Raw genomic sequence first — 13946 nt, 5'->3', positions numbered from 1 at the left:
AGCGTGTCAAGTGAAACGAGACGGGGCGTGATCCCCGTCCCCATGGCGACGGGCAGTCGTCGGCGGCGACACCTTCTCTTGCGTGCTGGCTCTGGAGAACACCCCCTCGGGGGTGCCACCCGGTACGTGCCGCCCTGCTGGCGTCAGAGCAGTGACGATGACGCACCCGACTCCCAGGCTCGGGACCGGAGCACCGTGGCAACGGCGCGCCGGTGAAGCCTCGCCCCTCCGGCTTGGAGGCTCCTGTGATCCACCGACATTTACGGGCGCTGGCCGTACTGGACCGGTACGGCCGGCCGCGCCCCTCGTGTCACCGCTCAACCGCCCTGCGAGGCGTCTCCGGGCTTCACACCCGGCATTGCTCGCACGGCTTGCTCTCCCTTCCGCAGTGCTCGCAGCCTGCGGCCGGTTGCCTCCCCCGCCCGTCACGTACGGGCGGGGTGGAGGGGAGCCGCGAAGTTCGGGCTTCACCCCCGGGGCGCTGCCTCTCACCACGGACCGAGGCGCCCCGGTTCCCTTCGCTCATCAGGAGAGATCGACATGCGTTCGTACATCGGTACCCACCAGATCGTGAACCCCGCCGAGTTCGAAGAGCTGGCGCTCGGCTTCGATGAACTGCCCCTGGGACTGGACCGCGATCTGTTCCGCGGTCCGCTCACCCCGGAGACCGCGCAGGAGCGGGCGGCCCGTGAGGCGGTGGCCCGTGAGGTCATCGCGGAGCTGGCCGCCCTGGGCGAGGGCGGCGACGAGATCGCCGCGTGGGACGCGCTATACGCCGACGCGCTCACCCGCACCGTCCCCTTCCTCCGGGGCGCTGCACGTGACGCCGGCCGCTCCGCCCGGACGGGGGAAGCGGCATGAGCCACACCATGACGACACTGTCGGCAGTGCTGCCCCTTGTGTCCGGCTGGTCGGTCCACAGTCTGTGGATGCGGCGCCGGATCGAGGCTGCCCGCCGCGATCCGCTGACCGGGCTGTGGACGCGGGACCCGTTCGAGGAGCGGGCCCGCAAGAGCCTGTCCCAGAAGTGCCAGCGCGCCGTGCTCGTCTTGGACCTCAACCGGTTCAAGGAGATCAACGACACGCTTGGGCACGCTGCCGGAGACGCGGTCCTCCGCGCCACTGGGCAACGCCTTGGCCGGTGGGCCGAGGAGCACGCCGGCGTCGCCGGGCGCCTGGGCGGGGACGAGTTCGCCGCCGTCATCCCCGGCTACGGCATCGACAAGCTGCGCGCCGACCTGTTCATGCTGACCGGCCGACTCGACCAGCCGGTGCCGTTCGACGGCCAACCGATCGAGGTTCACGCCTCGATCGGGGCGGCCTACTACCGCACCGGTACCGGTGACCTGCCGACTCTGCTGCGCCGCGCGGACGAGCAGATGTACCGAGCCAAGCAGCGCGGCGGGGGCTGGCGCATCGCCCAGCGGCTCACCGTTCCTGCCGTGGCCACGGTCAACGGTCGTCGTGACGGCCGCCGGGGCACCAGCGGGGAGGCTGCGTGATGGCGACCCGCAAGGCACTGACCAAGGTGCAGAAGGTCGTGTTGACGGCTGCGTTCGTGCCCATGCTCGGCACCGGCGTCGCCGGTGGCCTGGGTACCTACAGCAACATCAGCCGTGCCTACGGCTCCGGAACGGCGCTGGGCGCGGTGGCGGCCGGTGAGGGAGCGACCGCGGTTCTGGCGCTGGTGCTACTCGGACTGACGATGCTCGGCCAGTCCTCTCCCCGCATCATCCGGGTGGGCTTGTGGGCGCTGCCCGCTGCCGCGTCGGTCATGGCCGCGATGGCCGCCGATGACCCGGGCCGCACCGTGATCTACGCCGTCACGCCGATGGGCATGTGTGTCGCGGCGGAGGGCATGGCGTTCCTGGCCCGGCGGATCGTGGTCCACCAGGACGGCCGCGACGCCGAGGCCGAAGCCAAGGCGGCCACCGTGGTGCGGGCGCTGGCCTACCACCGGGCCCGCGCCGCGAACCACCCATGGTCATGGGTGCGGAAGTGGTCTGACCAGACTTCGTGGCGACTGGCCCGGAAGGTCGGGTTGGGGGACGCATCGCTGGGCGCCCGACTCCTGGACGTCCAGCGCGACCGGCTCACCAGCGGGGCGGACGCCGCCTTGGCCGCCATGTTCACCGCTCCCGCAAACCAGGATGAAACAGCGGAGTTCACCGTAAATCGGTTGAGGTCTGACCTGCACGAGTCGGCCCCCGAAGCCCTGCCCGAGGCGGTCGAACTTCCCGCCCTTGAGTCGGCCGACCCGCTGCCGGTCATCGAGCCGGTGGCGGTGCCCGAGTCGGTTCCGGCAGTCGAGCCGGTCGAGGTTCCCCAGTCGGCTCCGGTGAAGTCGGTCGCCGCTGTGGAGTCGGCTCCGCGCCGGGCGACCGGTCGGGTACCGCAGTCGGCGCGCACCCCCCGACCGACTCGCACCCCGGACGAACTCCTCACCGAGGCACGGTCGCTCACGGCCGACTGGTCCGACGCCGAGCTGACGGCCGAAGCGATCCGCAAGGCGGTCCGTACGTCGTCCGCCAACGGCCGCACCCTGCGCGACACGCTCAAGGCGGAGCGCTCGGAGTCGGGCGACGGCGCTGAGGCGGTGGCCGCGTGATGGCCGGCCGCTTCTACGACCCGGCCGGTGAGCGGTACGGCATGCCGACCTACCCGTGGCGGATGGCCCCCGAGGAGTACGCCACGCACCGGCAACTGCGAGCCCGCGGCTTGCGCCCGGGCGGGCAGGGCGTTGCCGCACAGGTCCTCTGGTACTCGCGGCGCTACTGGCGCACGGGCAAGAGCCCGATTCGTGTCGCCTACCTCTACCGCCTCGACCGCGCGAAGCCCGTGCGGCCGATGACTCCCGCGAAGTGGGCCGCGCTCGCCAAGGCGAACGCCGCCCAGCGGGTGTGCCCCGAGTGCCGGCGGGATGCCGGATATCGCATCCCTACCTCGCTCGGCATGTGCGTGGCCTGCGCCGACGCACCCCAGATCGCTGCCTGAAACCGCGGGCAGCACTCCCCCTGCGGGGTCCGGACGCCCACCGGCTAAGTGCCGTCCGGACCCCTTACCGCATCTCCCGTTTCCGGAAGGAACCAGCAGTGAACCACGACGACGAAAGCGAACTGTTCAACCGCCTCGAAGTCGACCTGGCCGCCGATGACGCCGAAGTAGTCGACCTCGACAAGGCCCGCTTGGCCCGCGAGTCGGCCGCCGGGGAGCCCGTCAGGGAGCCGGTTGACCCGGGCGCCCGAGCGCGGGTCGACGGGCCGGAGCAGAAGGGCCCCGGATACCTGGGCCGCCTGGCCGGAGCCAGGCGCCGCCAGGTCGTACCGGAGTGGCTGCGGTCGACCGCCGAACTCAAGACGGCTGCCGGATGGGTGGCCCGCCACTACGGCCACATGGTCGGGTACCACGCCTTCCGCTCTCCGGCCTACGCCGCCCGACTGGCGATGCAGTCTCCCCGCGGTGCGGCGAAGTTCGTCGGCGGAACCCTGCGGTGGGTGGCCGACAAGGAGGGCGAGCCGGTCCGCCTGGCCATGGTGCAGAAGGAGGACGCTGCCACCTACCTCAAGCTTTCCCGGCAGCGTGACGGACGCGTGCGCCTGCGGACCCTGGTTCTGGTGCTTGCGTCGTTCATCGGCCTGGGCTCCGCGCTTGCCCTGTACGTGCTGGCCCCGGCCTGGGTGATGACCCTCTCGTTCGGCGCCGTACTCATGGCGCTCGGATATGCAGGGGAGTCGCCCGACGCGCCCGTCATCAACCGGGCGGTGGAGCTGCCCAAGGCACAGAAGCTCACCAGTGACATCGTGCTCCGCGCGCTGGCCGCACTGTCGATCTCGCAGATCAACCAGGCTGTGGCCAAGGGCCGGGAAGGTTTCGTGTTCACCGCCCCGATCACCCGCGACGGCCCCGGCTGGCGCGCGGAAGGGGACCTGCCCTACGGCGTGACCGTCTCGGACGTGATGGACCGCCGCGACCGCCTCGCCTCCGGCCTGCGCCGGCCGCTGGGTTGTGTGTGGCCCGAGGCGGTACCGGACGAGCACACCGGACGGCTGGTGCTGTGGGTGGGAGACCAGGACATGTCCAAGGCCAAGCAGCCGGTATGGCCGCTGGCCAAGTCCGGCAGCGTGGACCTGTTCAAGCCCACCGCGTTCGGCACCGACCAGCGCGGACGCTGGGTCAGCCTGTCCCTCATGTACATCGCGGGGATCGTCGGAGCCATCCCGCGCATGGGCAAGACGTTCCTGCTGCGCCTGCTCCTGCTCATCGCCGCTCTCGACCCGCGCGCTGAGCTGCACACCTACGACCTCAAGGGCACCGGCGACCTCGACCCGGTAGGGGAGAAGTGCTCGCACCGCCACCGTGCCGGTGAGGATGAGGAGGACATCGAGTACGCGATTCAGGACCTGCGGGCGCTGCGGGACGAGCTGCGGCGCCGGGCGAAGATGATCCGCTCCCTGCCCCGCGACATCTGCCCGGAGTCCAAGGTGACATCCGAGCTGGCCGGCAAGCCGAAGCTGGGCTTGCACCCGATCGTGATCGGCGTGGACGAGTGCCAGGTGTGGTTCGAGCACCCCAAGTACGGCGGGGAGTTTGAAGAGATCTGCACCGACCTGGTCAAGCGGGGGCCGGCCACCGGCATCACGCTGCTGCTGGCCACCCAGCGCCCGGACTCCAAGTCCCTGCCGACCGGCATCAGCGCCAACGCGAGCACCCGGTTCTGCATGAAGGTCATGGGCCAGATCGAGAACGACATGGTCCTCGGTACCGGCTCCTACAAGCGGGGCGTGCGGGCCACGATGTTCGCCTGGGGAGACAAGGGCATCCACTACTTCGTCGGTGAGGGCTCGGATGCCCGCATCGTGCGGAGTGTCTACGTGGACGCGGTCGCCGCCGAGGTCATCGCCTCCCGCGCCCGCAAGCTCCACGAAGACGCCGGCACCCTGACCGGCCACGCGGCCGGACAGGCGCCCGAGACGGAGAAGACCGCGAGCTACGACCTGCTGCGCGACCTGCTCGCGGTCGTGCCGGTGGAAGAGCCGAAGGTCTGGAACGAGGTCGCCGTCGCGCGTCTGGCGGAGCTGCGGCCGGACGTGTACGGCGGCTGGGAGGCGGAACAACTCACCGCCGCACTCAAGCCCTACGGCATCCCCACGGGCCAGGTGTGGGGCAAGACCGAGGACGGCAAGGGCGCCAACCGGCGCGGCTTCGAACGCGTCAAGGTCACCGCAGCAATTGCGGAGCGTGACGGAAAGCGGGACGCGGGCTAGTCGCCACCCGCCGCTAGACCTAGCGGGAGACCCCGCTAGGTCTAGCACCCCCGCTAGCACCCCAAACAATGCCTGATCAGCCCGCTAGTACCTAGCGGGCTCCCCCTCGCACACCCCGAAACCGCCCTGGGAGGCCCCCTGTGACCCTCATGCTCACCGCTAGCCTGCTGACCTTGCTCTTCACGCTCTGTTACGCCGGGCTGTGTGCGTCCAGCCCGTTCGGCAACTGCCGCAAGTGCAAGGGCTTCGGCTACGCCCTCAAGAAGGACCGCCGCGGACGCCTCAAGCCCGGCAAGACCTGCCGCCGCTGCCACGGCGACCGCAAGCGCATCCGCGTCGGGCGCCACCTGTTCAACGTCGCCATGCGCCTCCACCGCGAAGGCACCCGCTAACCCCACCAGTGAAGGAGTCACCCCGTGGCCATCACCGTCTCGCTCGTCGCCCTGTTCGGGCTGGTCCTGTTCTTCCTGCTCCGATCCAAGACCCTCGGCTACGGCTCCGCGTTCGTCGCCATCATGTTCGGCTTCTTCCTCGCCTCCACCGGCGCTTCCGGCCCCATCAACCAACTCACCACCGCCGTCATCAGCGCCGTCTCCGACCTCGGGAGCCACGGATGAACGAACCGCTCACCTACCGGCACTGGGCCATCGACCTCGCCCCCAAGGCAGCCCCCGCACTGGCCACCACGACCGTGCTCATCCTGGGCCGCATCTGGAACGCCAACGGCGCCGAACACAGCGTCGGGAACGCGGCCCTCATGGTCGTCCTCGCCGCCGGCGCCGCGACCGCCGGCGCCTTCTCCTCCGGCAACCGCTCCGGGGGCAGCGTCATCGCCGGTACCGCGTTCACGGCCTCCGGCGGACTGGCCCTCGCCGGAGTCGCCGGATACGCCGATGGCCTCTCCCTCCCACTGCTGCTGTGGGCTCTGGCCACCGCCATCGCCTACGGACTCGCCGCCCGCTACTGGCGCACCGACCGCCGCGAAGCAGTCGCCCACGAACGCCACCGCGAAGACCACGCCCACATCGAACGCGTCGAAGCCCTGCGCGCCGGAGCACAGATCGAAGTCGCCCGTGAGGGGGCCCACTACGCCCAGGCCCTCGCTGCCGCGCTCACCGCCCGAGCCGCACTGCCCGGCTTCGACCCGGCCCAACTCACCCGGGCCGGGCTGCCCGAACTGCCCGCGATCGACATCACCAAGGAGGACAACGCCGCATGATCCTAAAACTGTTGGCCCGTAGGCGCCTGGAGGTCCGCTACTGGGGCGGCTGGGTCACCACACGGCGCGATGGGCGTCAGGTCGGCCCGCGCCCCATCCTGGCCCTTCATCGCCTGCCCGACCCGAACTGCGCCACCTGCGGCGGCCAAGGGGAGCTGGAGTGCGGCGTCTACGGCCAGGAAGAACCCGGCTACGACGACTGCCACTGCGCCCCGTTCCTGCCGCTGGTCTTCGTCTGGCTGCCCAAGCGCCCGGCCTGGACGCGCCGCCCGCACGTGGCGCACGACCCGTGGTGCACCGACCCGAACTGCATCCACAACCAGCCCCCCTTCTAAACCGAGAGGACCACCCAGCCATGACCACCACCAACGCCCGTCCCGTCACGCTCCACACCCAAGTCGACGGTGCCAACTACCGGCCCGAACCGATCAGCCTGTACGCGGCGCTATCCGGCATCCGCAAGGCCCGCAAGAGCCCCAAAACCGTGGACGCGGTAAACGTCTACGCCTTCACCAGCCGCGACGGAATCCCGCTGCACGTCGCCTACGTCCACTACGCCCCGGGCCACTGGTCGAACGTGGCCGACGTGTTCGAGGTCTACGAGATCCCCACCACCGCGCTCACCGACCTCTAGATACGCCCGGGGCGGTCGCCTCTCACCACAAGACCGCGACCGCCCCGGTTCCCCAGTCCCTCCGCAGAAACAGGAGACCCACCGCCATGACCACCGCCACGTTCCCGCCGCCCCTGAACATCCGCCGGATACGCCTTCTCGACACGATCCGCTCCGCTTCCGGCGAGTGGACGACCCTGCGCGCCCACCACCTCTACCGGGGCGCCGGATGGGGCCCCAAGCGGGCAACCGCCCGCGGCGACCTCAAAGCCCTCGCCCACTGGGGCTACCTCACCCAGCACGACGCCGAGGGCCGGCGCTTCTTCACTCTCAACGCCACCTGACATACGCCCGGGGCGGTCGCCTCTCACCACAAGACCACGACCGCCCCGGTTCCCCAGTCCCTTCGCAGAAACAGGAGACCCCCAGCATGACACCAACTCCCACCCCGGCGCTGCTGCACGCCGCCCTGGCCGCCGCAGAGCGCGGCTGGCCCGTCTTCCCGCTCCGCCCCGGGGACAAGCGGCCCGCCGGACACCCCGAACGCAACTGCCCCCGCACCGGCCGCTGCACGGACGGCCACCGCACCCCCGAACAGCGCGCCACCCTCGCCCCCGAACAGATCACCGCCTGCTGGCAGGCGGCCCCGTACAACGTTGGCATCGCCACCGGCCCCGCCGGACTCCTGGTCGTGGACCTCGACATCCCCAAGGAAGACGACGGCACCCCGCCCCCGGAATGGGCGGGGGCCACCGATGGCCTGGACGTGTTCGCCATGATCTGCGAGCGCGCCGGCGAGCGGCTGCCGACCGAGACGTACACCGTGCGCACCCGCCGTGGCGGACAACACCTGTACTTCACGACCCCCGCCGAAAAGCAGCTACGTGGGAGCGCAGGGCGGTTGGGGTGGAAGGTCGACACGCGAGCCTGGGGCGGGTACGTGGTCGCGGCCGGCAGCACCGTGGGCACTGGCTCGTACGAGATCATTCACGACGCGCCCCCGGCCCCCCTCCCCACGTGGCTCTGTGACCTGCTCATCACGCCTCCCGCGCCCGCCCCCGTTCCCGTGGCCGTGCTCCGTGCCCGCATCGGCAAGGCAGACCGGTACGCGACCGCCGCGCTCAACGGCGAGGTCGCCAAGGTCGCGGCTGCTGCCTCCGGCGCCCAGAACACGACTCTGTACAACGCGGCGTACGCCCTCGGCCGCCTCATCGCCGCCGGGACCCTCACGGAGACGGAAGTCACCGACGCGCTCACCGCCGCCGCGCCGGAGGGGCTCGCGCCTTCCCGGGTCGCGGCCAGCATTCGCGACGGCATCCACCGCAGCGCCCGCAACACCAGGGGAGACGCGGCATGACCACCGACAACCCCAGCTCCGCCGGACGGCACCAAGCCCGGGACGGCAGTAGTGCGCCGAAGGTCGTCGGCCGCCAGGCCGTCCTTTCAGTCCTTCGCAGTGGCCCGCAGGAAGGCAGGACCGCAGCATGACCGCACAGCCCACTGACGCCGACCTCTGGGCCGGGTTCGACGCCCTCGCCGCCGAGGAGGTGACCGGCCCGGTCTGGGACGAGCCGGTCCCGCTCACCGGCCGCCGGGATCTCCCCACCTTCCCCGTGGAGACGCTCCCGCCGTGGTTGTCCGCCATGGTCGCCGCCGTCGCCGAGGAGACCCAGACCCCCGCCGACCTCGCCGGATGCCTGGCCCTGGCAGTGATCGCCACGGCCGCCGGCGGCCGGGCCACCGTCTGCGTCCGCGGCCGGTGGCGCGAGCCGGTCAACCTCTACACCGCCGTGGCCTTGGACCCCGGCAACCGCAAGAGCGCCGTGTTCGCCCTGATGACCGAGCCGCTCATGGCAGTGGAGAAGGCCCTCGTGGAACTCTCCGGCCCGGCCCGCGCCGAGGCCGAGACCACCGCCCGCCTGGCCAAGGCCGCAGCCGATAAAGCAGCGGCCAAGGCCGCCAGCGCCGAGGCAGGGATGCGCGACCAGCTCACCGCCGAGGCCGTCGCCCTCGCCCAGGCCGCAGAGGAAATCAAGGTCCCCTGCAAGCCCCAGCTCGTCGCGGACGACGTGACACCGGAGAACCTGGCCACCCTCCTCACCGAGCAGGAAGGCCGGATCTCCGTCCTCTCCCCAGAGGGCGGAATCTTCGAAATCATCTCGGGCCGCTACAGCGGAGCACCCAACATGGAGATCTTCCTCAAGGGCCATGCAGGGGACATGGTTCGCGTCAACCGGCAGGGCCGCGAAGCCCAGCACGTCGAACACCCCGCCGTCACGATGGGCCTCGCCGTCCAGCCCGAAGTCCTCGAATCCATCGGGCAGATCAAAGGGGCCGACGGCCGCGGACTGCTGGCCCGGTTCCTGTACGCGCAGCCCGAATCGCTGGTCGGCCGCCGCAACCTCACCCCGGAACTCATCCCCGACGACGTGGCCGACACCTACACCCGCCAGCTCGGCGGTCTGGCCATGGCACTGAACGGCTGGACCGACCCGGCGGTACTCACCCTCACCCCCGAGGCCGACGCGGTCATGCTGGCCTACCAAAAGGTCACCGAATCCCGTATCGGGAAGGGCGGTTCACTCGCGGACATCGTCAAATGGGCCAGCAAGAGGGACGGGGCCGTTGCCCGCATCGCAGGGCTGCTCCACCTGGCTACCCACACCGACAGCGGGTGGACCCGCCCCATCGAGGCCACCACCCTGGCCGACGCCACCCGCCTCGGGGACTACTTCACTGCCCACGCCCAGCACGTGTTCGATGCCATGGGCGCAGCACCCGCCCAGGAAGCCGCCCGCCAGGTGCTCGTACACCTTCGGGAGGCCCGGCTGACCGGCTTCACCAAGCGGGACCTGTTCCGCCAGCTCTCCCGCGGCGATTTCCCCGCCATGACCGACCTCGATCCGGCCCTGGCCCTGTTGGAAGAACACGGCTGGATCCGCCAGCAGCCCTTGCCCCCGCGCACCGGACGCGGCGGCCGGCCGCCCTCCCCGAAGTACGACGCGCACCCGCGCCTCGCTCGCGGTGCCTGACACAACCCCCACCGGACTGCCACAACTGACAGAACCCCCGATCTGGCCCGTTGACCTGCGTAAACGGTCCCTACGGCCACCGTGACAGAACCTCCGGAAACTCCGACAGAACCCCACCGGTCGGCTGTGACGGAACCCGCTGCCGGAGGTTCTGTCGGAGTTTCCGCGAGTTCTGTCAGAGCCGCCCTCAACCCAGAATCCGCAGGTCAACGCGTTCTCGCCGAGGTTCTGTCAGTTGTGTCAGCGGTCCCGGGGTTCTTGCTCCCCAATCCACACCTTCCCGAAGGAGTCTCGCCGTGGCCAAGCCCCGCGACGAAATGCTGACCATCCCGCAGGTGGTCGAAGAGATCGGTGTTCCACGAGCCACGTTCTATCGCTGGCGGCAGTGCAAGAAGGGCCCCAAGGCCATCAAGCTCCCGAATGGTTCCGTGCGTATTCGCCGTTCCGAGCTGGTCCGTTGGCTGGAGATGCGGGAGGAATCAGCGTGACGAACGACGCCGATTCCGGGTCCGAGCAGAACAATGGCTTGGACCCGGAAGGGTTTTCCCTCGATGTCCGCCTGTGGAATGTGACCAAGGCGCAGAGCAAGACCCGCCCGTATCAGCTCCGTTGGATCGTCGGAGGCAAAGTCAGCAGTAAGACGTTTGCCACCGTGGCGCTTGCGGGGAGCCGCCGGTCCGAATTGTGGTTGGCCATGAAGCGCGGCGAGGCGTTCCGCATTAAAGACGGCCTGCCTGAGTCCGAAGTCCGCGCCGCCACGCAGGCCGCAGAGCCCGCGGATGCTCGGGAGGAGCTTTCCTGGTTCACGTTCTGCCGTGAGTACATGGCCATGCGCTGGCCCACGGCTGCTGCCAAGACGCGCGAGGGCATCGCGGATGGTCTCGCCGCAGTGACCCTGGCCATGGTGGAGCAGGACAAGCAGATGCCCCAGGTGGAGGAGCTGCGCCTCGCTCTTCGCTGGGCCGTTGTCCCGGCAAACGCCGAGTTGGAGCCGCCGGCCGAACTCGAAGATGCCCATCAGTGGCTTTCGAAGAAGTCGCTGCTTGTTTCCGCGTTGGAAGATCCGAAGATTCTGCGAGACGTCCAGTACCGGCTTTTGTTCAAGCTGGACGGGACGCCTGCGGCGGGGGAGACTTCCCGCCGCAGGCGCCGCGCCTTGAACACCGCCGTGGAATACGCGATCGAGCGCAAGCTCCTGGTCGAGAACCCTCTTGCCGCGCTCAAGAAGGTGAAGGTCTCTTCATCGGATCGTGTCGACCCGCGCGTTCTTGTGAACAAGACGCAAGCCGCTCAATTGCTCGCCGCGGTTTCGTACGTCGGGACGTGGGACCGCAAGAAGGGGCGTCGTCTGGTGGCGTTCTACGCGGTGATGTACTTCGCGGCCCTCCGCCCGAGCGAGGCGGTGGGGCTGCGAAAGACGGACTGCTACCTCCCCGAGAAGGGCTGGGGCGAGCTCACCCTCCACGACACGCACCCCGTGTCGGGCAAGCAGTGGACGGACAGCGGCGAGCGTCACGACAGGCGTGGTCTGAAATCCAGGGAGGCCAAGGAGGATCGGCCGGTCCCGATTCCTCCGCCGCTCGTGGACATGCTCCGCGCCCACCTGGAGGAGTTCGGCACGGCCAAGGATGGACGGCTCTTCACGAACGAACGGGGCGGTCTGGTGGGCAGCAGTACGTACTGGCGGGTATGGCGTGACGCCCGTGAGTACGCGCTTCCGCTGGATCTCCAAGCCTCCGCCCTTGGGGGACGCCCGTACGACCTCAGGCACACCTGCATCACCACATGGCTGAACGCAGGAGTTCCTGTGGCTGAGGTGGCGCGGCGGGTTGGAAACTCGCCTGAGGTGATTCACCGGGTCTATGAAGGCTGCATATATGGCCAGAAAGACCTGATGAACGCCAAAATCGAAAGGGAACTTGCCGGCTAGAGGGAATCTGACAGTACGACAACTAGCCCGCACCTACGGGTCGAGTCTAACGAGGGGGGCGAGCGGTCAACTGAGAGAATGGAGTAGATTGTCGCCGATTTCCATGTGGGAGCATGGCGAAACGGGGTTATAAGTGCTGGGCTGCCGCAGTGTGTCAATGCACGGATAGAGGCCGTAGCGCGATTTCTGCCTCTACACGGGTGTGTTGAGAGAATGTCGCTTACTTCCTGCCGTCGTTGAGGGAGCCTGTGCTTGCCAAGGATGGTAAAATAGGGAGGGGGTTGAGGCCAGTTCCCGACCGGTTTAGATCGACGCTGGCGGGAGCCATGGGCCGGAAGGAGACAGCGCAAATGAAGAGATCGACAATGATCTCCCTTGTTTTTCCCCTCGTTCCATTTATGGCTGTTGTCACCACTCCGTTGGCTGCAGCAACCTCCAGTGGAATTACCAAGGGTGACGTGACCAGTCAAAGCCAGCCTGTGCTTGCCATTCAGCGAGACTGTACCTATAAGTCTTGGGACTGTGTTCTCCAAGGCATTCTCAGCCGTGACACCCTCGCAGAACAGTGCAAGTTCCTAGCAAGTGTTGCCCACTCATTTAAGCCGTCGAGTGCGGAGCAACAGCGTAGCCTCGAATGGTGGTACGCCAAGTGTGACTCCCTGAAGAGCAGCGACACCAACAGGACATCCGACATGAATAGGACCTCCCAGCAGGGTCACGACCGGTCGTCTCAGCAGGGTCACGACCGGTCGTCCCAGCAGGGTCACGACCGGTCGTCCCAGCAGGGTCACGACCGGTCGTCCCAGCAGGGTCACGACCGGTCGTCCCAGCAGGGAACCGACCCGTCGTCCCAGCAGGGTCACGACCCGTCGTCCCAGCAGGGAACCGACCCCTCGTCTCAGCAGGGTCACGACCCCTCGTCCCAGCAGGGAACCGACCCCTCGTCTCAGCAGGGTCACGACCCGTCGTCCCAGCAGGGAACGGACCCCTCGTCCCAGCAGGGAACGGACCCCTCGTCCCAGCAGGGAACCGACCCGTCGTCCCAGTGACGATCAGCGAGTGCAACTGCTTGGCCTTGCTCGCGCAGTGATGGGAGGGTCTATCGCAGGTCTATCGCGACCGGTGCGCAACAACGACAAAGACCTGGACTCAGTGGGACTGGGTCCAGGTCTTCATGCTTGGCACTTGTGCAGGTCAGCAGGTGTTTCATGCTGGTCCGGCAGAAGTGCCCCCGGCAGGATTCGAACCTGCGCACACGGCTCCGGAGGCCGTTGCTCTATCCCCTGAGCTACGGGGGCGTGTCGTTCGCGTTGCGGCGACGGGTTGAACACTACCAGCTCGCGGGGGGTGATCAGAAACGGTTTGCGGGGGTGGGGAGGGGTGGGTCGCCCGGAGGGGGTGGAAGTGGGGAAAACCCGGACGCGGAGGCTTAGGCGGACCTACTCTCGAGTTGTGCCAGGCGCCTCGCGCCGGGTGCTTGTTGTCGACGACAACAAGGTCATCCGGCAGCTGATCAAGGTCAATCTCGAGCTGGAGGGCTTCGAGGTCGTGACCGCGAACGATGGTGCCGAGTGTCTGGACGTCGTCCATCACGTGTGTCCCGACGTCATCACCCTTGATGTGGTCATGCCCCGGCTGGACGGGTTCGGGACCGCCGCGCGGCTGCGGGCCGATCCGCGGACGCGACACGTGCCGCTCGCCATGGTCAGTGCCTGCACGCAGCACGAGATGGAGGCGGGGATCACCGCCGGGGTCGACGCGTTCCTCGCCAAACCCTTCGAGCCGGCCGAGCTGGTCCGGGTCGTACGGCGGCTGGTCGAGCGGCGGGACCGGCGCGAGCGGGAAGGGGCTCCCGCCGGGACCGGGAGAGGGTGACGCCGGCCGCGCT

At 68.8% G+C, this 13946-nt stretch carries 16 protein-coding genes and 1 tRNA gene; 16 read left to right on the top strand and 1 reads right to left on the bottom strand.

Annotation, left to right across the window (positions count from 1 at the left end; translation table 11 throughout):
• Window positions 1-540: 540 nt before the first annotated feature.
• From ABZ934_RS07045 to ABZ934_RS06975, 15 genes are all read left to right on the top strand, one after another.
• Complete coding sequence (locus tag ABZ934_RS07045) at window positions 541-861, top strand: hypothetical protein (RefSeq protein WP_361309434.1); 321 nt, start codon at window positions 541-543, stop codon at window positions 859-861.
• The gene (locus ABZ934_RS07040; RefSeq protein ID WP_361309433.1) at window positions 858-1502 is read left to right on the top strand and encodes a GGDEF domain-containing protein; all 645 of its coding nucleotides are present in this window, start codon (window positions 858-860) and stop codon (window positions 1500-1502) included. The genes ABZ934_RS07045 and ABZ934_RS07040 overlap by 4 nt, the downstream gene beginning before the upstream one ends.
• A complete protein-coding gene (locus tag ABZ934_RS07035) occupies window positions 1502-2608 on the top strand; it encodes a conjugal transfer protein (protein WP_361309431.1) in 1107 nt (368 codons plus the stop codon). The genes ABZ934_RS07040 and ABZ934_RS07035 overlap by 1 nt, the downstream gene beginning before the upstream one ends.
• Entirely contained in the window at window positions 2608-2994 is a 387-nt protein-coding gene (locus ABZ934_RS07030; protein ID WP_361310281.1) for an RRQRL motif-containing zinc-binding protein, read from the top strand. Before ABZ934_RS07035 ends, ABZ934_RS07030 begins: the two co-directional genes overlap by 1 nt.
• A 98-nt stretch (window positions 2995-3092) precedes the next feature.
• Window positions 3093-5264, top strand: coding sequence for a cell division protein FtsK (locus ABZ934_RS07025; protein WP_361309429.1), 2172 nt, complete (start codon window positions 3093-3095; stop codon window positions 5262-5264).
• 149 nt (window positions 5265-5413) lie between these two features.
• Entirely contained in the window at window positions 5414-5656 is a 243-nt protein-coding gene (locus tag ABZ934_RS07020) for a hypothetical protein (protein WP_361310279.1), read from the top strand.
• A 24-nt stretch (window positions 5657-5680) separates the two neighbouring features.
• Window positions 5681-5881: a hypothetical protein gene (locus tag ABZ934_RS07015; RefSeq protein ID WP_361309427.1), complete on the top strand. Its 201-nt coding sequence runs from the start codon at window positions 5681-5683 to the stop codon at window positions 5879-5881.
• The gene (locus ABZ934_RS07010; RefSeq protein ID WP_361309425.1) at window positions 5878-6483 is read left to right on the top strand and encodes a hypothetical protein; all 606 of its coding nucleotides are present in this window, start codon (window positions 5878-5880) and stop codon (window positions 6481-6483) included. The genes ABZ934_RS07015 and ABZ934_RS07010 overlap by 4 nt, the downstream gene beginning before the upstream one ends.
• The gene (locus ABZ934_RS07005; protein ID WP_361309423.1) at window positions 6480-6818 is read left to right on the top strand and encodes a hypothetical protein; all 339 of its coding nucleotides are present in this window, start codon (window positions 6480-6482) and stop codon (window positions 6816-6818) included. Before ABZ934_RS07010 ends, ABZ934_RS07005 begins: the two co-directional genes overlap by 4 nt.
• Before the next feature lie 20 nt (window positions 6819-6838).
• Complete coding sequence (locus ABZ934_RS07000; RefSeq protein WP_361309421.1) at window positions 6839-7117, top strand: hypothetical protein; 279 nt, start codon at window positions 6839-6841, stop codon at window positions 7115-7117.
• 86 nt (window positions 7118-7203) lie between these two features.
• The gene (locus tag ABZ934_RS06995; RefSeq protein ID WP_361309419.1) at window positions 7204-7440 is read left to right on the top strand and encodes a hypothetical protein; all 237 of its coding nucleotides are present in this window, start codon (window positions 7204-7206) and stop codon (window positions 7438-7440) included.
• 86 nt (window positions 7441-7526) lie between these two features.
• The gene (locus ABZ934_RS06990) at window positions 7527-8453 is read left to right on the top strand and encodes a bifunctional DNA primase/polymerase (protein ID WP_361309416.1); all 927 of its coding nucleotides are present in this window, start codon (window positions 7527-7529) and stop codon (window positions 8451-8453) included.
• A 127-nt stretch (window positions 8454-8580) separates the two neighbouring features.
• A complete protein-coding gene (locus tag ABZ934_RS06985; RefSeq protein WP_361309413.1) occupies window positions 8581-10128 on the top strand; it encodes a YfjI family protein in 1548 nt (515 codons plus the stop codon).
• A 50-nt stretch (window positions 10129-10178) separates the two neighbouring features.
• On the top strand, window positions 10179-10616 hold the full coding sequence (locus tag ABZ934_RS06980; RefSeq protein WP_361309411.1) for a helix-turn-helix domain-containing protein: 438 nt from the start codon (window positions 10179-10181) through the stop codon (window positions 10614-10616).
• Window positions 10613-12058 (top strand): tyrosine-type recombinase/integrase, encoded by a 1446-nt coding sequence (locus tag ABZ934_RS06975; protein ID WP_361309409.1) that lies wholly within the window; start codon window positions 10613-10615, stop codon window positions 12056-12058. The genes ABZ934_RS06980 and ABZ934_RS06975 overlap by 4 nt, the downstream gene beginning before the upstream one ends.
• 1226 nt (window positions 12059-13284) lie before the next feature.
• On the opposite strand, the gene ABZ934_RS06970 is transcribed toward ABZ934_RS06975, so the two are convergent.
• Window positions 13285-13356, bottom strand: a tRNA-Arg gene (locus tag ABZ934_RS06970).
• 82 nt (window positions 13357-13438) lie between these two features.
• Here ABZ934_RS06970 and ABZ934_RS06965 point away from each other — a divergent pair.
• Window positions 13439-13933, top strand: coding sequence for a response regulator (locus tag ABZ934_RS06965; RefSeq protein WP_361309407.1), 495 nt, complete (start codon window positions 13439-13441; stop codon window positions 13931-13933).
• Window positions 13934-13946: the final 13 nt, after the last annotated feature.

It is taken from the genome of Streptomyces sp. NPDC046557 (assembly GCF_040645975.1).
Lineage (GTDB): Bacteria > Actinomycetota > Actinomycetes > Streptomycetales > Streptomycetaceae > Streptomyces.
Note: the sequence above shows the minus strand (reverse complement) of the source record. Positions and strands in the feature narration are given on the sequence as shown.